The 17,664-nt window shown below is 61.6% G+C and carries 16 protein-coding genes; 9 read left to right on the top strand and 7 right to left on the bottom strand.

Going from position 1 to position 17,664, the window contains the following annotated elements; genetic code table 11:
- Positions 1–92: 92 nt before the first annotated feature.
- From C491_RS02325 to C491_RS02305, 5 genes are all read left to right on the top strand, one after another.
- On the top strand, positions 93–1,388 hold the full coding sequence (locus C491_RS02325) for an extracellular solute-binding protein (RefSeq protein ID WP_005553503.1): 1,296 nt from the start codon (positions 93–95) through the stop codon (positions 1,386–1,388).
- Between the two features lie 9 nt (positions 1,389–1,397).
- Positions 1,398–2,396, top strand: a complete 999-nt coding sequence (locus C491_RS02320; protein ID WP_005553502.1) for a carbohydrate ABC transporter permease — start codon at positions 1,398–1,400, stop codon at positions 2,394–2,396.
- Positions 2,393–3,472 (top strand): sugar ABC transporter permease, encoded by a 1,080-nt coding sequence (locus C491_RS23615; RefSeq protein WP_005553500.1) that lies wholly within the window; start codon positions 2,393–2,395, stop codon positions 3,470–3,472. The genes C491_RS02320 and C491_RS23615 overlap by 4 nt, the downstream gene beginning before the upstream one ends.
- A gap of 246 nt (positions 3,473–3,718) precedes the next feature.
- Positions 3,719–5,455, top strand: a complete 1,737-nt coding sequence (locus C491_RS02310; protein WP_049891443.1) for a glycoside hydrolase family 13 protein — start codon at positions 3,719–3,721, stop codon at positions 5,453–5,455.
- Positions 5,456–5,533: 78 nt separating this feature from the next.
- The gene (locus C491_RS02305; RefSeq protein ID WP_005553497.1) at positions 5,534–6,487 is read left to right on the top strand and encodes a TIGR03557 family F420-dependent LLM class oxidoreductase; all 954 of its coding nucleotides are present in this window, start codon (positions 5,534–5,536) and stop codon (positions 6,485–6,487) included.
- Positions 6,488–6,553: 66 nt separating this feature from the next.
- On the opposite strand, the gene C491_RS02300 is transcribed toward C491_RS02305, so the two are convergent.
- Positions 6,554–8,041, bottom strand: coding sequence for a geranylgeranyl reductase family protein (locus C491_RS02300; RefSeq protein ID WP_005553496.1), 1,488 nt, complete (start codon positions 8,039–8,041; stop codon positions 6,554–6,556).
- Positions 8,042–8,232: 191 nt separating this feature from the next.
- Between C491_RS02300 and C491_RS02295 the strand changes: the two genes are divergently transcribed.
- Entirely contained in the window at positions 8,233–9,234 is a 1,002-nt protein-coding gene (locus tag C491_RS02295) for an aldo/keto reductase (RefSeq protein ID WP_005553495.1), read from the top strand.
- Between the two features lie 242 nt (positions 9,235–9,476).
- Here the strand turns inward: C491_RS02295 and C491_RS02290 are convergent, their stop codons facing one another.
- The gene (locus C491_RS02290) at positions 9,477–9,947 is read right to left on the bottom strand and encodes a DUF6653 family protein (protein ID WP_005553494.1); all 471 of its coding nucleotides are present in this window, start codon (positions 9,945–9,947) and stop codon (positions 9,477–9,479) included.
- A 462-nt stretch (positions 9,948–10,409) separates the two neighbouring features.
- Between C491_RS02290 and C491_RS22380 the strand changes: the two genes are divergently transcribed.
- The 3 genes from C491_RS22380 to C491_RS24155 all read left to right on the top strand — a co-directional run bounded on the left by C491_RS22380 (position 10,410) and on the right by C491_RS24155 (position 12,090).
- Positions 10,410–10,601, top strand: a complete 192-nt coding sequence (locus C491_RS22380) for a hypothetical protein (RefSeq protein WP_152421266.1) — start codon at positions 10,410–10,412, stop codon at positions 10,599–10,601.
- 118 nt (positions 10,602–10,719) lie between these two features.
- Positions 10,720–11,391: a helix-turn-helix domain-containing protein gene (locus C491_RS02285; RefSeq protein ID WP_005553493.1), complete on the top strand. Its 672-nt coding sequence runs from the start codon at positions 10,720–10,722 to the stop codon at positions 11,389–11,391.
- 504 nt (positions 11,392–11,895) lie between these two features.
- Entirely contained in the window at positions 11,896–12,090 is a 195-nt protein-coding gene (locus C491_RS24155) for a HalOD1 output domain-containing protein (protein ID WP_394295439.1), read from the top strand.
- 277 nt (positions 12,091–12,367) lie between these two features.
- Here the strand turns inward: C491_RS24155 and C491_RS02280 are convergent, their stop codons facing one another.
- From C491_RS02280 to C491_RS02260, 5 genes are all read right to left on the bottom strand, one after another.
- On the bottom strand, positions 12,368–13,747 hold the full coding sequence (locus tag C491_RS02280; protein WP_005553491.1) for a sensor histidine kinase: 1,380 nt from the start codon (positions 13,745–13,747) through the stop codon (positions 12,368–12,370).
- The gene (locus C491_RS24340; RefSeq protein WP_005553489.1) at positions 13,719–14,381 is read right to left on the bottom strand and encodes a PAS domain-containing protein; all 663 of its coding nucleotides are present in this window, start codon (positions 14,379–14,381) and stop codon (positions 13,719–13,721) included. The genes C491_RS02280 and C491_RS24340 overlap by 29 nt, the downstream gene beginning before the upstream one ends.
- A 300-nt stretch (positions 14,382–14,681) precedes the next feature.
- Positions 14,682–15,296 carry an OsmC family protein gene (locus C491_RS02270; RefSeq protein WP_005553487.1) on the bottom strand — a complete coding sequence of 205 codons (615 nt, stop codon included), beginning with the start codon at positions 15,294–15,296 and terminating at the stop codon, positions 14,682–14,684.
- A gap of 154 nt (positions 15,297–15,450) precedes the next feature.
- The gene (locus tag C491_RS02265; RefSeq protein ID WP_005553485.1) at positions 15,451–16,095 is read right to left on the bottom strand and encodes a DsbA family protein; all 645 of its coding nucleotides are present in this window, start codon (positions 16,093–16,095) and stop codon (positions 15,451–15,453) included.
- A gap of 58 nt (positions 16,096–16,153) precedes the next feature.
- On the bottom strand, positions 16,154–17,593 hold the full coding sequence (locus C491_RS02260; protein WP_005553484.1) for a heme o synthase: 1,440 nt from the start codon (positions 17,591–17,593) through the stop codon (positions 16,154–16,156).
- Between the last annotated feature and the right edge of the window lie 71 nt (positions 17,594–17,664).

Genomic DNA, 17,664 nt, shown 5'->3' with positions numbered 1-17,664 from the left:
GTTTTACTCCGCGTTCGGCTCTCGTGAGGTGGCACCGATACCCACAACTACTAAATATATGAAGTTATAATTCATCATGTATCGCCATGACTATGGATCGGAGAACGACGATGAAGTACCTCGCGGGCGCTTCCGCCGTCGGCGTCCTTGCGGGATGTATCAGCACCGAAGAGCCCGAGTCCGACGACGACGGCAATGGCGGTGACGACGCCGGAGACTACGAGGAACACGACGACTGGGAGACGGTCGAGCCGGACGACGTCTCCGGCGATGCGTCGCTCTGGCACTCGCTCTCCGGCGGCGAGCAGGACGACTTCGAGTCGCACCTCGAGTCGTTCAACGACCAGTTCGATGCCGACGTCGCGCCCGATCACATCTCGGACCTCGAGGAGCAGACGATGGCCGCGATTCCGGCCGGCGACGGTCCCGAACTGTTCGTCTGGGCCCACGACTGGATCGGCGACTACCACCAGAACGGCTTTTTGAGCGACCAGTCGGACGAAGTGAGCTTCGACCTCGAGGAATACTTCGGTGAGAACGCCGAATCCGGAATGTTCAACGGCGAACTTCACGGCCTCCCTCACGCTGCGGAGACGGTCGGACTCATCTACAACACGGAGTACGTCGACGAACCGCCCGAGACGTTCGACGAACTGCTCGAGATCGCCGAGGAACACCACGACCCTGACGGCGGAACCTACGGCCTGGGCTGGCCGATGGACGCCTACCACGTAAGCGCGCTCCCACACGGCTTCGGCGGCTACTACTACGACGACGACTCGGGCGAACTCGGCCTCACGAACGACGAGACGGTCGAGAGCTTCGAGTACGTCCTCGAGGAGGTCTGGGAGTATATGCCAAACGATCCCGAGGGCGAAGCACAGGAAGCCGTCTTCCTCGAAGGGAACGCACCGTTTCTCTTCAGCGGTCCCTGGCAGCTCGGGCAGCTCGACGAAGACGAGTTCGAGTGGGGCGTTGCCCCGTGGCCCGACGTCGAAGGCAACACGCCGAGCCCGTTTACCGGCGTGCAGCTCATTTATTTCGCGGCCGCGATGGACGAGGACGACGAGCGTGCGGGGGCCGCCCGCGCGTTCGCCGAGTGGTACACGACGAACACCGCGGCTATCGCCCAGATGGCCGACGAACACGGATTTATCCCGGTCCACAACGCGTTCGCCGACGACGGCGAAGAGGAGGACGAACTCACCGATGATCTCCAGGGCTTTGCAGCGGCGGTCGACCAGGGCGAGCCGATGCCGACCGACCCGGATTTCCAGACGGTCTGGGAGCCACTCGAGGACGAGTGGTGGGAGGCGCTGAACGGGAACAAGTCGGTCGCGGACGCAATGGCCGACGCCGAGAGCCGAATCGAGGACGCCTGGGACTGAACTCGACACATGAGTCTTTCTTCAGTCGGAGATCGGACACGCGAGCGCTATCAGGCGACCGTTCCGGAACACGTCAGGGATCGTCTCGAGGAGCACCGGCCGCTGTTGCTCGTCCTACCGGGGCTGATAGCGTTCTCCCTGTTCATGTTTTTCCCGCTCGCGTACACGATCTACCTCTCGTTTACGGACGCGGAACCGGCAACCGTCTTTCAGGACGGACCGGGCGGCCTGACCGGCTTTTTCGGGCTTCGAGGTGAAGAGTCGTTCGTCGGTCTCGAGAACTACATCGCGGTGTTCTCCGATCCGACGTTCTGGAACTCGCTGGGTGTAACCTGGCTGTTCGTCATCTGCAGCGTGGCGCTGAAGGTGCTGTTCGGCGTCGGCATCGCGATGATCATGACGAGCGACCGGGTGAAGGGGAGACGGTACATGCGCTCGATCATCATCATCCCGTGGGCGCTACCACCGATTTTCACCATCACGATCTGGAGCGGCATCTTCAGTTCCGCGCAGTTCGGGCTGGCCAATCAGGCCGTCATCTTCCTGGGATTCAGTGAGCAGGCCTGGCTCAACGATCGGTGGATGGCCTTCGCGAGCTACCTCCTGACGGAGATGTGGCTGGCGTACCCGTTCATGGTGATCATCACCGTCAGTGCCCTACAAGCGGTTTCGGATGAGCTCATGGACGCGGCGAAGGTCGACGGAGCGGGCTACTTCCACCGGTTCTGGCACGTGACCGTGCCGTCGATCAAACGGCCGGTGATGTTCGCAGCGATCCTCACAGCCGCAGCTTCGTTTACCCAGTTTCTCATCCCCTACGTGTTCAACCGGGGCGGACCGAACCGTGCGAACGAACTGATCGTCCTTCACGGCTACCAGGAGGCGTTCAACTTCAACGCCTACGGAGCCGGTGCGGCGATCATGATGTCGGCAGTTGCCTTTATCGGAGCGTTCATGATAGTTGCAGTCTGGAAAGGCCGTCTCGCCGAGGGGGTAGACGGTCCATGACGGTGCGCGAATGGTTCTCGAACAAGATCCGTAACGACGTCCGGACCGTCGTCCAGAAGCCCGCGGAGTGGCGCGAGGACGTCGCCTACACCGTTGACGGGATGCGGCGGGGAACGATTGATCCGCTGGACGTCGCGAAGACGGTCCTCGCCACGCTGGCGACGATCGTGTTCGTGTTCGTGCTGTTGATCCCGGTCTACTGGATCTTCATCATCGCACTCCAGGGAGAAGGTGCGACCCTATACTCGACCGACAGCGCCGGGCTCATTCCCAGCCAGTTCGATCCCGCGGCGTTCGTCTGGGTGATCGGCGATATCGCCATCCCCGGCGCAATCGTCGGAATCACCATCCCGTTTACTGACATCGAGTTCTACATCTCGTGGCCACGAATCGTCTTCCTGGACGCGAGTAACTACGTCGATTCGACGTCGGACTTCCCCCGGTACTTCCGGAACAGCATGTTCATCAGCTTCTGGACGGTCGTGTTCGCGATGCTGATGATCGTCCCGGCCGCGTACGCGTTCTCGCGGCGAGAGTTCGCAGGTCGAATGAAGCTCCTGTACGGCTACATCCTGTTCACCCAGGTCGGCGCCGGACTGGGAATCGCCTCGGTGATCGCGCTGTACACCATCTTCTCGAGTATGGGCGTGACGAACAACCGACTCGTGTTGGCGTTCTACTACGCGGCGATGGCCGTCCCGTTCAACACGTGGCTGCTCAAGACCTATATGGACTCGATCCCCACCTCGCTGGAGGAGGCGGCGATCATGGACGGTGCGTCGCCGTTCCGGGTCGCCTGGGAGGTCGTGTTGCCGCTGGCAAAGCCCGGCATCGCCACGATCTTCATCTTCATCTTCCTCGTGGGCTGGATGGAGTTCATTATCGCCCAGCTGATCCTCTCGCCGGAACACTACACCCTGCCGGTCGGGTTGTTCTCCCTCATCGACGAACACAACGTCCCGTGGGGGCAGTTCTCGGCGTTCGCACTCGTCTACGCGTCACCGGTCGTCTTCATCTACATGTTCGCCCAGCGCTACATCGAGGACGGGTTCTCCTTCGGCGGCACGAAGGGATAACCCCACTCGACTCCGCTCGGCGATCGCCTCGTCGTAGACCCGTTCCGGACGCATTTCGTCCCGCCGCTTCTCGCGACTGAATTCGGCGACAGTCCGTCTACGTTTACGTTTACGTTTACGTTTCCAGCCGACGACCGCGCGTCGTCCGCTCGAGGACCGAACGGAGAGCGAGAGCCAACGAAGCCGTCAGTCTGACGCGAGCCGGTGTCGAAACACTGTTGGAACGCTCGAGAGATCTATGAGGCGATGAGTCGGAGCGACCCCCTCGAGCGAGCCGACAGGGCCTGGTGGAAGGAAGCGGTCGTCTACCAGATCTACCCGCGAAGCTTCAACGACAGCGACGGCGACGGCGTCGGCGACATTCCCGGAATCGTCGAGAAGGTCGACTACCTCGATCGACTCGGCGTCGACGTGATCTGGCTCTGTCCGGTCTACGACTCCCCGAACCACGACAACGGCTACGATATCGCGGACTACCGATCGATCCTGGACGCGTTCGGGACGATGGCCGACTGGGAGCGCCTGCTCGAGGAACTCCACTCACGGGGCATGCGCCTGATCATGGATCTGGTGGTCAACCACACCTCGAGCGAACACGAGTGGTTCCGGCGCTCCAGACAGCGCGACGGGAAGTACGAGGAGTACTACCACTGGAAGGAGGGCCGGCCGGCCGCGGCAGCCGACTACGAGACGGCCGACGGCCCCGCGGACGAGGTCGCGCCGAACAACTGGGACTCGATCTTCGGCGGGCCCGCCTGGAGCTACGACGAGGAGCGCGGCCAGTGGTACCTCCACATCTTCGATCCACACCAGCCCGACCTGAACTGGCGCAACCCCGACGTCCGCGAGGACGTCAAGGGCGAAATCGAGTGGTGGCTCGAGAAGGGGATCGACGGCTTCCGGATGGACGCTATCGACCTGCTCTCGAAGGCCGAGGGACTGCCGGACGGCAATCCCGACGGCGCGCTCGTCGGCTCGGAACACTACAGCCACGGGCCGCGCCTCCACGAGTACCTGCGGGAGATCTACGACGACACGCTCTCGAACTACGACGCGATGACCGTCGGCGAGATGGGGATGGCCTCTGTCGAGGAGGCCGCTGCTTCGCTCGGCGAGGACGGCGACGGCCTCGACATGGTGTTCCAGTTCGATCACATGAACGTCGACGCGGACGAGAACGGGCCCTGGGGCCGAGCCGAGCCCGGCGACTGGGAGCTGACGGAGCTCAAGGAGATCGTTACCCGCAAGCAGGCGACCCTCGAGTGGGACGCGCTGTTTCTGAGCAATCACGACGTCCCGCGGCTCGTCTCGCGGTTCGGCGACGACGAACGCTACCGCGAGGAGAGCGCGACGCTGATCGCGACCTTCCTGCTGACGATGCGGGGCACGCCGTACGTCTATCAGGGCGACGAACTCGGGATGACCAACGCCGACTTCCGCAGCCGCGAGGAGATCGACGACCCCCAGACGCTGGGGACGATCGACGAGCTGCTCGAGGCGGGCGCCATCGACGCCTACGAGGACGTCCGGGAGTTCGTCAACTACCGGAGCCGGGACCACGCGCGGACGCCAATGCAGTGGGACGGCTCGGCGGGCGCCGGCTTCACCGACGGCGAACCCTGGCTCAAGGTAAACGAGAACCGCTCGAGGGTCAACGTCGAGGCCGCCCTCGCCGACGAGGATTCGATCTGGCACTACTACCATCGGCTGATCGAGCTGCGGGACGCCGAGGACGTGCTCGTCTACGGGAAGTACGACCTCCTGCTTCCGGAGGACGAGCAGCTGTTCGCCTACACCCGAACGCTCGAGGACGAGCGGGTACTGGTCGTCCTCAACTGGTCGGCCGAACCCGCGACGTTCGAGCCGGCAGCACTCGAGGCCGCCGGGTTCGAGGTTCTGATCGGGAACTACGGCGAGTCGCCCGTGGATCCGACCGGTGCCGAGTTTCGGCCCTACGAGGCGGTCGTCTACCGGCTCGAGTAGCGGGACCCCTCGAGTAGGGTTCGCTTGTTGCTTTCGCAGGGCCAACCGTTAGACGCGCGTTCGTGCTATCCCGAGTCGATGGTACAACTCGGATACACGCTCTCGAGCGAGGAACACGAGCCCAACGAACTCGTTTCTATCGCACAGCGGGCCGAAGCGGCCGGCTTCGACTTCCTCTCGATCTCGGATCACTTCCACCCGTGGGTTCCGGCTCAGGGGGAGTCCCCGTTCGTCTGGTCGACGCTGGGCGGGATCGCGACCGCGACGGACGACATCGAGGTCGGCGTCGGCGTCACCTGTCCGACGACCCGGATTCACCCGCTCAACGTCGCCCACGCGGTCGCGACCGTCGACGAGATGTTCGGCGACCGCTTTACGTTCGGGGTCGGTACGGGCGAGAACCTGAACGAACACGTCACGGGCGAACGGTGGCCCGAACACGACGTTCGTCTCGAGAAGCTCGACGAGGCGATGGACGTGATGGAGCAGCTCTGGACCGGCGAGACCACGAGCCACCACGGCGAACACTACACGGTCGAGAACGCCCGCCTGTACACCTGCCCCGACGAGCAGCCGACGACGATCGGGAGCGCGTTCGGGCCCCAGACCGCCCAGTGGGTCGCCGACAACACTGACGGGCTCTGGTGTTCGGGGCCGAAGGAGGAGCCAGTCGAGGCCTACGAGGACGCCGGCGGCGACGGACCGAAGTACACCCAGCTGCACGGCTGTTACGCCGACAGCGAGGAGGAGGCCGTCGAGACGATCTACGAGTACTGGCCGAACGGTTCGGTCCCGGGCGAACTCGGCCAGGAGCTGCCGATGCCGGCTCACTTCGATCAGGCCGCCCAGATGGTCGAGAAGGAGGACATCGCCGAGTCGGGGACGACGACCAGTCCGGACCCGCAGGATCACATCGACAGCATCGAGCAGGCGGTCGACGCCGGCTACGACCACGTCCACTACCACCAGGTCGGTCCGGACCAGGAGTCGGCGATCGAGCTCTACGAGAAAGAAGTGTTGCCGTCGTTCTGAAACGCTCGAGTCCACCGCCGACGTCCTATCGGGGCGAAAACCGCGCACCCAGCTCGAGCCGGCGTCTCAGTACTTGCGCTCGTCGGGGGAGAGCTCGAGGGCGTCGTAGAACTCCCGGTCGAGACGGTCGCGCTCGGAGCGCCAGCGTTCGAACGACGAACGCTCCGCCGGATAGGCCTCGTACCGCCGTTCGTACTCGGAGACGTAGTCCCGCGTTCGCTTGAGGCCGAGGACCGCCTCGTACAGTTCGGTCCTGTCCACGCCGAGCTCGTCGAAGGTCCCCTTGCGGGTCTCCGTCGCGAAGTTCCTGAGGACGCCAGCACCCACCAGCAGCTTGCTCTTGAGTCCGTCCACCTCCGTCGACGTGCCGACGATCTCCCGGAGCTCCTTCTCGGGGAGCAATGCGGTGACGGCCCGGAGGACGCTCACGTCGATGGAGCTCGCGGCGACGTTGTACGCGTCCCACGAGGCGAGCTTCGCGGCCTCGCCGTGCTCGCGGTACAGCCAGCGGTTGTGCTCCCAGAGGCCGGCCTCGGAGACGTCGCCGTCTTCGACCGCGAGGGCGGCGGCGCGCCCGGCGGAGTAGCCGGAGTATGCCGCCCCGCGGATCCCCTTGCCGGTGATCGGGTGGGTCGTCCCTGCTGCGCCGCCCGCGGTCAGGTAGCCGGGGGCGACCATCGAATCCAGCGGTCGTCGGAGGGCGATCGCCGAGCCGAGCTTGTTCTTCCTGTCGAAGCGCTCGGCGACGTTCGCGCCGCGGAACTCGGGCCGGTTCTCGACGTCGCGGCGCAGGCGATCCGCGAGCGGGATGGGCTCCTTGTTCATCTGGAACCCGAGGCCGACGTTGATCTGCGTCGGCGTGCGCGGGAAGTACCAGATGTAGCCCATCTCCTCGAGCGGCTTGCCGACGATGGCGTTGTGGTAGTCGACCGGCTCCTCGGTCTCGATGATCTCGCGGTAAGCCGACCCGAAGTGGGTGTAGTGGGGCACCTCGAACGTCGGCTCGGCGGGCGTGTCGAGCGCCTCGAAGTCGACCATGTCCTGCAGGATCGACTGTGCGCCCGCGGTGTCGATCAACACGTCACACTCGTAGGTGACCGGCTCGCCGTCGCGGATCGCCTTGACGCCGGTGACGCGACCGTCCTGAACGACCTCGTTGACCACTGTGTCGTAGTGCTGTTCGACGCCGTGATCAGCGGCCTGCTCGAGCAGGCGCTGGCCGAACTCGTATCGGTCGATAACGTTGCTCCCGTTCTGGTAGGGCAACACCTTCCGCACGCCGAGGTCCTCGTCCCACCACTCGATCTGGTCGATGTTGTTGTCGATCAGGACCGATTCGTCGTTCGCAACCGCGTCCATGTCGATCGGCCCCGGATAGTTGGTCGGATTTCGAGGACTCTTTATTGCGTCGCCACAGGCGATAAACCCGCCCTCTTCGCGGGGTTTTCGTTCCAGTTGGACGACGTCGACTCCCTCGGCTGCTGCTGTCGCCGCCGCAAAACAGCCCGCTATCCCACCCCCGACGACGATCACGTCGTGTTGGCTGTCCACCATTGGGTTACTATTCATGCCTTGGGAAATACGGAACGTAACTCTTGCTCTTGCGGTGGTGGAGGGGACGAGTTGGCAGCCCACAACGGGCCCGTCCTGACGGAGGGAGTAACCGCGACGGTCGGCGTCTCGAGTTTCCGACCCCCCTTTCCGCAGCCCAATCCGTTTTACCGCTCGCAGCGAAACGCTCGAGCATGGAGTACACCACGCTCGGCAACACGGGCACGACCGTCTCGCAGCTGTGTTTCGGCACCTGGCGGTTCGGTCGCTCGACGGGCGACCTCGAGAACGAGACGACCCGCGAAGAGGCCCACGAACTGCTCGACGCCTGCGTTGACCACGGGATCAACTTCATCGACACCGCCAACGTCTACGGCACCCCCGACGGCACCAGCGAGGAGTGGATCGGCGAGTGGCTCGAGGGACAGGATCGCGAGGATCTGGTCATCGCCTCGAAGGTGTACTTCGAGTTCGACGGCTGGGGCGACCCCGGACCGAACGACTCGGGGCTCGGTCGCAAACACATCCGCGCCCAGATCGAGGGCACGCTCGAGCGACTCGGCACCGACTACCTCGACCTGTACTACATCCACCGCTGGGACGACGAGACCCCGATCGAGGAGACGATGTCCGTCCTCACCGACCTCGTCCGCGAGGGGAAGGTCAACCACCTCGGCGCGTCGACGATGGCCGCCTGGCAGCTCACGAAGGCGCTGTGGACCAGCGACGTCGAGGGACTCGAGCGCTTCGACGTCACCCAGCCGATGGTCAACGCCGCCCACTACGACGCCGTCGGCGACTACCTCGACGTCTGTGCCGACCGGGAGCTCGCCGTCTGCCCGTACTCGCCGCTGGCCGGTGGGTTCCTGACGGGCAAGTACGAGCGCACCGACGACGGCGGCGTCGAGGCCCCCGACGGCTCGCGGGGCAGCCTGGACGACCTCTTCGAGGACCGCTACGCGACCGACCGGGCGTGGGACGTCCTCGAGGCTGTCGAGTCGGTCGCCGACGAGGTCGATGCCTCCCCCGCGCAGGTCTCGCTGCGCTGGCTCATGGACCAGGACCGCTTTACCTGCGTGCCGATCGTCGGCGCGCGCTCGCCCGACCAACTCGAGGAGAACGTCGGTGCCGTCGACGTCGAACTCAGCGGCGAGCAGCTCGAGCGGATCGACGCGGCCCGCTCGAGCGAGCAGTAGCTCAGTAGTAGAGAGTGATTTTCTTCGTTCGGCCGTAGTGTCGAATCCGACTCCCCTAATTCGTTACGTAGAGCATGCGAACGTAACGCCGTCTCTTCCATCAACTAATAGGGGTGTTGGGAGAGCCATGCTGAATACACAGCGCGAATGTACCACGAAATTTGACTCGGTCTGCGACGGTAATACTGGTCAATATTGGTGGTTCACGTCTCGCTTTGGACAAAGGATCAATGTGGGATCAACTATTTCTTCGAATCGACTTCTTCGTAGTACTCGATAATCTCCTTCATACACCACTGGTTGAGTCCTTGTGATGCGAGAGTGAAAACCACAGCTGAGACAGGCTTGCGTTTGTACGCCGCGTAGAGGCCATAGAGCCCGATTGGGATACTCACGGTGTTTAGGATCTGCGGGTAGCCGAGACCGATAAAGCGGTGACCGTCGTTACTCCAGCGTTCTTCAGCTCGTACGACTTTGTACATCCAGTCATCCAACTCCTCACTCGGTTCGGGGAATAGCACCGGATTGATGATCAAGAACAGAAGAGTGAGCCCCAACAAATTCCATTTCCGATGGTAGAGTGCGCCCACGGCCACGAACCCTGCTGCCATTCGACTCCACCCGCTCTTCGGATTGGAGTGTCTACCCCACATATTCTCCATCTGCAGCCACTCTTTGACCATATCAACTATCTCTAAAGTGAGAAATTCCACTGCTCCATTAATATTCCGCCACAGCGTTCAGTAAGTAGGTGTAGTGAGCGGATGGTTCACCGATTCCAACGTAAACCAAACGAAGCTGTCGTGCTGCACTCATCCTCCAAGTCTTTCACGCCGATTCTGACAGAGGCTGGGTAGAACGCTCAGTCGCTGCTGCATACACAGCGCGAATGAGGCACAAAGGAAGCCAATCACCAAGGGCGTTGAACACCGGGTATAGGACGAACATATCATCCGAAGAGAGAAAGAAATTGTATATTCACATACGCACCTTTATACGTCTGAGGCGTCTATATTTGTCTGAAATAGCGATTCATATCGTGTGTTAGCGCCCCTACGATGGAGGGGCCACTTGAACTAGAGGTCGTTCTGTCGCGGAACGCTCCTTTTTCCCTTCGCGTCGCTGTCACGTGTGGCACATTGTACCGGAAGCGTATTTCACCACACCTGATCTATATGACCAAAGATAAGGACACCCTGACAGGCGAAGCCGTACAAACCTCACAAAAAGTTCGCATCGTGTGTACTGAATGCGCCTTTTCGAAGCTGGTGACGAAAGAAGGGAACAAGTCATCAAAGGTGATCATTGAACATGGACAGGAAACGGGCCATAAACTCACTGCTGAAGAACTTGGTGACGATAAGTAAGTCCGTGGACTGAACACCCTAACATGATTTTCGCTGCGGAAGAGCAACCATTGCCTTACGTGTCTAGTCAGTCTAGCGTGAATAGGCTACTTTCTGTTTCGCAGTTGTAGCTACTAATATGGCGATCATCGCAGAGTTCATTATACCAGTAGAGAGCTTCCCATTAGGTCGGGTTTTCGATGATCTGCCGACCGCAACGGTCGAAATAGAGCGTGTCATTCCCACCGACCAAGGTCAACTCCCGTACTTCTGGATAGCTGACGCTCCTGACGACACTATTCAAGACGTTCTGACAACTGAAGCGGCATTTGAGTCGGTGACGCGTATCGACTACTACGAGAATCAGGGATTGTATCGTGCCCAGTGGAACCCCGAGGTAAAAGGCGTCCTCACAGCTATTCTCGACAAAGATCTCACGCTACTATCGGCGATCGGCACGAACAAACAATGGACGTTCGAGTTCCGCGCTGAAGATTCAGACCAAATCTCGGCGTTTCAGCAATACTGTGCCGACCACGAGATTAATACCCAACTCACCCGGTTGCAATCGCTAGCAGAGTTACAGGCAGGGGACGAGTACGGCCTCACCGCTAACCAACACGAGGCGTTGCTTCTCGCGTTCAATGAAGGCTATTATAACCAACCTCGTGAGACCGATCTCCAAACACTTGCCGATCAACTCGGTATTTCGCGTCCCTCGTTCGCCGATCGTCTCCATCGAGGATACCACAACCTTCTCAGAAGCACAATCGCGCACCGTGACACCACGGCTAATGACAGTGATGATTGACGCTCGCATCTTAAAAGCCCTCCATAATTGTAGGTAAGCGGCAAACGATACTCGGCCAACAGTATAGAAGATGCCAAAAGGAGATAGCGAACGGACAATCGCTGAATGTTCCAACTGCGGTAATACCTATGCGGCCGAGGAGTGGTCGGGCGGAGCGATTCAACCAATCGGGGCGAAAAACGGATGTCCCGGCTGTGGATCGACAGAATTCCAGGTTATCGAAGACACGAGCGCTATCGATTTCCATGAAGACTGATGCAGTGCTGAGTGACTCCTACTTTTAAAAGACCTCCATAATTTCAGGCAAGCGGCAAGACGGCACTTAACCAACAACTATACAAGAATGAGCAGTGACGCCGATGAGGGGACTCACCTGCGACGGAGCTACAAGCATTTGAATACAGTCTGAACGGCAACGAGACGGTAGCCGAAGCCGTTCTCAACGCAGTCAGTGCCATCACTAACATTCCACTGTTACCGTCGGATGGCCCTGTTTCGGATGAGGTGTGTAGTGAATCACTTCCATCACTTTACAAGGTCGTAGACCCTGACGCGCTCACCAGTCTGTCACCTGCCGCAACCGACGAGGACGCCAACTGGCAGGTCACGTTCCCATACGCCGGATACAAAGTGACAGTCACTAGTACAAATGTCATTCTGGTAGACGAACAATCGTCAGTCAAGGGTTCTGGAGACTGACGAGTGGACTGAAAGCCGAACTGTGACCATCGATGGACAGATCCAGTTGAGTCCTATCTCACGCTAACACAATATGTCCGTACCGCTATTGAGCGGGTAAGTCATCAGAACTAGCTTGAAATGAACGAAGCTGCAGTGCTGAATATCTCCTCTCTCTTTACCATTCCACTTTGACAGTGACTCGGTAGTTCGATCACGATCTGCTGAATAGAGGGCGCGAATGCTGCACGAGAGATGGCTTGAGTTGCGAAAGCGGTGATCGCTCAATACAGAGAATTTACGTCTTGTTCCCACTTACGGCAGGAACGGTAAACGAGAGCGTGGAACCTTCGTCTAGCCCTGACTCGACCCAGATGTTGCCGCCGTGACGTTCGACGATTCGCCGGCAGAGCGCGAGGCCGATACCCGTCCCCGAATGTTCTTCGTGTGTATGCAGTCGTTGGAATACCTCGAAGATACGCTCCTGTTCATCTGGATCAATCCCAATACCGTTGTCCTGCACTGAAATGATCCATTGTTCGTCATCACGCGTGGCGGAAATGTCGACCTGTGGCGGTTCGTCCTCGCTGTACTTGATCGCATTACTCAACAGGTTCTGGAAGACTTGGCGCAACTGGCTGTCGTCGCCATCTATACACGGGAGATCGTCGGTTGTGATCTCGGCGTTCCTCTCGTCGATCCGTATTTGGAGATCTTCGAGCACGTCCTCGAGGATATCGTCAAGGTCGACCGGTTCGAACGGATCACCATGCGTGTCGACGCGCGAGTACTCGAGCAGTCCGTCTATCATCTGGCGCATCCGCTCGGCGCCGTCGATGGCGAACTCGAGGAACTCTTCACCGTCTTCGTCAAGTTCGTCACCGTACCGGTTGTCGACCAGCTCGAGGTAGCTCGTGACCATTCGCAACGGCTCTTGGAGGTCGTGAGACGCGGCGTAGGCGAACTGTTCGAGGCGTTCGTTCGACTCCTCAAGTTTGCGCTGGTACTCCCGCCGTTCGGTAATGTCTTGTGAGACGACCATCCCCGCGTAGACCTCGTCGTTGGCGTTTCTGACGGGCAAAGTGTAGACGAACAGGTCTCGATCGTGATACTCGAGTTCGAACGAGTTCGCCTTGCCCTCCAGGGCGGCCTCAAAGTGTGGTTCGATTTCTTCGAGGAGATCGTCCGGGCAAATGTCGTAGACGCTGCATCCAATCCGATCTTCTGGAGAGACCCCGGTCGCGTCCAGTAACTCCCCGCCGACGGCTGTGTACCGCATGTTATCGTCGAATAGGCCGACTGCACCGTTTGGGAAGTTTTCAGCGAGCGTCCGGTAGCGACGTTCGCTCTCCTCGACCGCGCGTTGTTGTTCCCGTCGGTCAGTGATGTCTTCGGTACTGAACACGACGCTCTCGATCTCTCCACAATCGTCGTAGACCGGTGCCCCGTTGATGGAGATCCAGACGCGCTCCCCTCCCGGTCTTGATACGCCGTGGACCTGGTCGAACAGCGGTTCTTCGGACTCCATGATCCGCGAGAAGGGCTTCTCGTCGCGCGAGAGCGGCTCGCCGTCAGCGTCGACTTCCTTCCATTCGGAATCGTCAAAGCTGAGGGAATTGATCTGGTCTTTGCTCCGATCGTATATCTCCTCAGCGCGGTCGCTCGCGAACTGCAACATCGCCGTCGTTGCCAACGATCGTGATGCCGATCGGACTCGTTTCGACGATCGTTTCGTAGCGGGCCAGTTCCCGTTCGCGTTGCTTCCGGTCGGTGATGTCGCGGGAGAGCACCGACAGGCCTGATTCTGAGGGAGAGATGGCGTTGTGGAACCACTTGTCCCACGGCGGATAGTAGTCTTCGAAGGTAACAGGCTCTTTTGTTTCGAGAGCCTCGTACAGCGCGCTCTCGAACGTCTCCGTGAGATTCACGTTGCGAATGTCCGAACCAATTGCATCCTCATCTAGTCCAAAAAGGTCTGCTGCGGTGTCGTTCAGATAGCGAAAGCGGAGTTCTTCATCGAGGGCGTAGAAACTGTCCGAGATTCGATCGAATACCGCACCAAGGTCGCGATCGGCGGAATCTCGTGTAATCGCTCCTTCCTCCGTAACTGGCCGCCACCAGACGCGCCCGTTTCCCCCTACTTTCTTGGTTTCGAGTTGGTCGTGGTCGACGAGACGCTCCAGTCGCTCGTAGGCGCTCCGGCGGCCAAGGTCGAACTGTTCGGCGACCTCGGTCGTCGTCCGAGGCGCCCCGCCTTCCTCGAAGATTGCGAGGGTTTCTCGGAGGGTGTCCGTCAGCGGTGTCGAACTCATTGCCCCGTAATTGTACCCCGGACCGATAAAGCCTCCACCGTTGGAGGATATCGTACAGTCAACGAATATTCGAAATGGCTCGCCGAGCCGTGACTCGCGATGGGTAACGGGCTTTACGATGTCAGGGATGCCATTACTGGCTCGGTGTTCACGTAAGTTGAGTGCTACATCTATGCTCTCTATTCAGCAGGCGGTTTTTGGCAGCTATCGGAGGGATTGATTGTCTCTCCGCTACCTGCTTGACCTGTACGTACCACAAGTCTTCCACCCGATTTTGGAAAGACGTATTGCCAGATACCGTTAGGCCGTCGGCTCGAACTCGACGGTCGGCCTGTTCGGATGCTCGAGCGTCACGAGCGTGTACACCGGTGACCGTTTCGGGTAGTCGCGGACGACCATCTTCTCCTCGGCCGTGAGATCGCCCGTCACCTCGACGTCGATCTCGAGTTCGCCGTACATCTCGTGGGCGCGGTCGACGTCGTGGATGCCGAACAGCATCCGGAGGTCCACGGGTGCGCGAACGGTCGTCGTCACGCCCTCGAGGTCGATCCCCTCGCGGATCGCGTTGTAGACGATCGTCCCGTTGATGCAGGCGGTCAGCCCCGCGAGGGCGCCCTCGATCGCCTCGTGGCGGTCGGTCGCCTCGACGTAGCCCATCGCCTCCTCCAGTTCGGGGGGCAGTCCGAACTCGAGGGTGTGTTCGCGTTCGGCGCCCATCTCATCGCCGCCGAGCGCCCAGTCGCCGATCGTCGCGGTCGTCCGGTTCGCGACCGCCTCCGTGGCGCCGGCCGCCCGAAACTCGAGCATGGCGTCCTCGGGGTTGGCCTCGACCCAGTCGATGAACTCGAGGTGTGTCTCGGCATCCGCGCCGTGTTCGATCTCACCGGCTCGTCGGTCTCGTCGTGCTGTCGACATCAGTGATCTCTCGAGCGACTCTAGACGGGGCCTGGTATTAACCGCGCCTCGCGAAACGGAGACGCCAGGGGAGAAACGGAGACGCCAGGGGAGAAACGGGAACGAACGTGCCACGGATCGGGCGAGAGTCACAGGCTCGAACTCGGAGCTCGACCTACACGGTATCTTCGACCATCGTGATGATCTCGTCGGCGTCGAGCGGATCCTCGACCTCCTCGTCGTCGACGAACACCGTCGGCGTGCGGTCGACGCCCCGGTCGTCGGCATCCACCCACCCGGCGGCCAGCGTCGGGTAGTAGGTATTCTCCTCGAGGGCGTTCTCGACGACCGAGGGGTCGACGTCGGTCTCGGCATCTGCGATCTCGACCAGCTCCTCGTCGCTCGGCGTCCCCGCGTCCATCGCGAATCGCTTGTACCCGAAGAACTCCCCGGGGTCGTCCTCGGTCCCGGACGCCGACTGGACCGCCCGCGCGGCGTTGGCCATCGGGATCGACCGCTCCTCGTCGGCCGGCAGCGGGAAGTCGTGGTGACGGTAGGTCGCCCCGTCGTCCTCGAGGAGGCGAGCCTCGAGTTCGGGGAAAACGGCGGCCTGGAACTCCTGACAGCTCGGGCAGGCGAGGTCCTCGTAGACGTCGATCGAAACGGTCCCCGAGCCGACCGTCGGCGTTGGGAGCTGATCGGGGTCGGAGTCGACGCCGTCGAGTTCGTCGGGGAGCGACGCGCCGAACAGCGCCGAACAGCCGGCGAGTGCGACCGATCCAGTCGCGGCGGTGACGGTGAGAAACGAGCGGCGGTTCATTCGGCCGAGCGTAGGGAGTCGGGCCTGTTATCGGTGACGCTTCTCGCTCGAGCGATCCTCAGAACACCGGCGTCGTCAGCACGAGCGCGTCGACGAGGATCGCGACCAGCACCGCGCCGAGGAACGCGTTCGAGGCGTGGAACGACCGGAACGCCGCGGCCTCGGTCTGCTCGAAGTGGAGGCCGACGGCGCTCCAGAGGAAGATCCCGCCGAAGACGAGGACCGTCGCCGCGTACAGCGCGCCCAGGTTGGCAATCCAGGCGAGCGCGACCGTCCCTGCGAGCGTCGCGGCGATGTAGTAAACGATGTGTTTTCGGGTCTCGGTCTCGCCCCGAACGACGGGCATCATCGGGAATCCGCCGCGGGCGTAGTCATCCTTGTACGCCAGCGCGAGGTTGTAGAAGTGCGCCGGCGTCCAGAGGAAGATGACGCCCGCCAGCGCGAGCCCCGGGAGGCCGATCTCGTTCGTGACCGCGGCCCAGCCGATCAGCGCCGGGAGCGCGCCCGCGGCGCCGCCGATCACCGTGTTCTGGACGGTGTTGGGTTTGAGCAACAGCGTGTAGACGACGCTGTAGAAGATGATCGCGGCGAGGCCGAGCGCGGCCGCGAGCGCGTTGATCGTCAGGAAGACCGTCAGCGAGGCCGCGGTCAGGAACAGCCCGAACAGCAGGGCGTTTCGAACCGGGATCAGGTCGGTCGCCAGCGGCCGATCGGCCGTGCGGGACATCCGCTGGTCGACGTCGCGCTCGAGAACGTGGTTGAACGTCCCCGAGGCGCCGATCGCGAGGACGCCGCCGCCGAGCGTGGCGACAATCGTGTAGCGGTCGAGCGCCGGGCCCGCGGCCAGGGCCATCCCCGCGGCGGCGACGAGACAGAGCAGCCACATCAGACGGGGCTTCATCATCTTGAAGTAGGCGAAGGCGGTCAGCCGGGCGCGAGCGAGCCGGCTCGAGGGAAGCGTTCGGCCTCCCCCGGCCGTCGCGGACGGCTCGGGATCGATCGGCTCCGGTGTCTCCATGACGTCGTCCTCGCTGCCGGTCGCGAGCTCGAGGTCCCAGGCGAGCGCCAGGACGATGGCCGTAAAGATCACGACGCCCAGTGTGAGGTGGAGCCCGGGAACGATCGCGGCGGGACCGAGCGTCGCGGTCGCGGCGCCGACGCCGACCTGCACGACGTAGAGGACGGCGCCGACAAGCAGGGCGACCGTAACACGGCTCGAGACCGCACCGAGCACTGCGGTGACCACGGATGCAGCGACGAGCGCTCCGACGAGGACGGCGGCGAGGCGGTGGCCCCAGGCGATCGCCAGATCGGTCTGGCTCAGGGGATCGACGGGGGTGTGACAGGCCGGCCACGTCGAACACGCCGTCGCCGCGTTCGTAATCGACGTCGTGGCTCCGATGATCAACAGCAGGTAGACGCCGAGGGCGGTCGCTGCGAGCAGTGCGGAGAAACGACGACGCGTCCGAATCGGACGGGGAAACGGGTCGGTTGCCACGGCTATTCTCGTCTACACCGTTCGACTCTGCGTATTTAGGGTTCCCGCTTTTTTCGCCGGCGACCCCGCTC

The organism is Natronococcus amylolyticus DSM 10524 (assembly GCF_000337675.1).
In the GTDB taxonomy this organism is placed as follows: Archaea; Halobacteriota; Halobacteria; order Halobacteriales; family Natrialbaceae; genus Natronococcus; species Natronococcus amylolyticus.
Note: the sequence above shows the minus strand (reverse complement) of the source record. Positions and strands in the feature narration are given on the sequence as shown.

Excerpts from the sequence above, each read along its gene's own strand:
- C491_RS24340 (WP_005553489.1), bottom strand. The coding sequence starts at position 14,381 with ATGAGTTCGACACCGCTGACGGACACCCTCCGAGAAACCCTCGCAATC.
- C491_RS23615 (WP_005553500.1), top strand. The coding sequence starts at position 2,393 with ATGACGGTGCGCGAATGGTTCTCGAACAAGATCCGTAACGACGTCCGG.
- C491_RS02285 (WP_005553493.1), top strand. The coding sequence starts at position 10,720 with ATGGCGATCATCGCAGAGTTCATTATACCAGTAGAGAGCTTCCCATTA.
- C491_RS22380 (WP_152421266.1), top strand. The coding sequence starts at position 10,410 with ATGACCAAAGATAAGGACACCCTGACAGGCGAAGCCGTACAAACCTCA.
- C491_RS02305 (WP_005553497.1), top strand. The coding sequence starts at position 5,534 with ATGGTACAACTCGGATACACGCTCTCGAGCGAGGAACACGAGCCCAAC.
- C491_RS02300 (WP_005553496.1), bottom strand. The coding sequence starts at position 8,041 with ATGGTGGACAGCCAACACGACGTGATCGTCGTCGGGGGTGGGATAGCG.
- C491_RS02265 (WP_005553485.1), bottom strand. The coding sequence starts at position 16,095 with ATGAACCGCCGCTCGTTTCTCACCGTCACCGCCGCGACTGGATCGGTC.
- C491_RS02320 (WP_005553502.1), top strand. The coding sequence starts at position 1,398 with ATGAGTCTTTCTTCAGTCGGAGATCGGACACGCGAGCGCTATCAGGCG.
- C491_RS02325 (WP_005553503.1), top strand. The coding sequence starts at position 93 with ATGGATCGGAGAACGACGATGAAGTACCTCGCGGGCGCTTCCGCCGTC.
- C491_RS02270 (WP_005553487.1), bottom strand. The coding sequence starts at position 15,296 with ATGTCGACAGCACGACGAGACCGACGAGCCGGTGAGATCGAACACGGC.
- C491_RS02310 (WP_049891443.1), top strand. The coding sequence starts at position 3,719 with ATGAGTCGGAGCGACCCCCTCGAGCGAGCCGACAGGGCCTGGTGGAAG.
- C491_RS02295 (WP_005553495.1), top strand. The coding sequence starts at position 8,233 with ATGGAGTACACCACGCTCGGCAACACGGGCACGACCGTCTCGCAGCTG.
- C491_RS02280 (WP_005553491.1), bottom strand. The coding sequence starts at position 13,747 with ATGTTGCAGTTCGCGAGCGACCGCGCTGAGGAGATATACGATCGGAGC.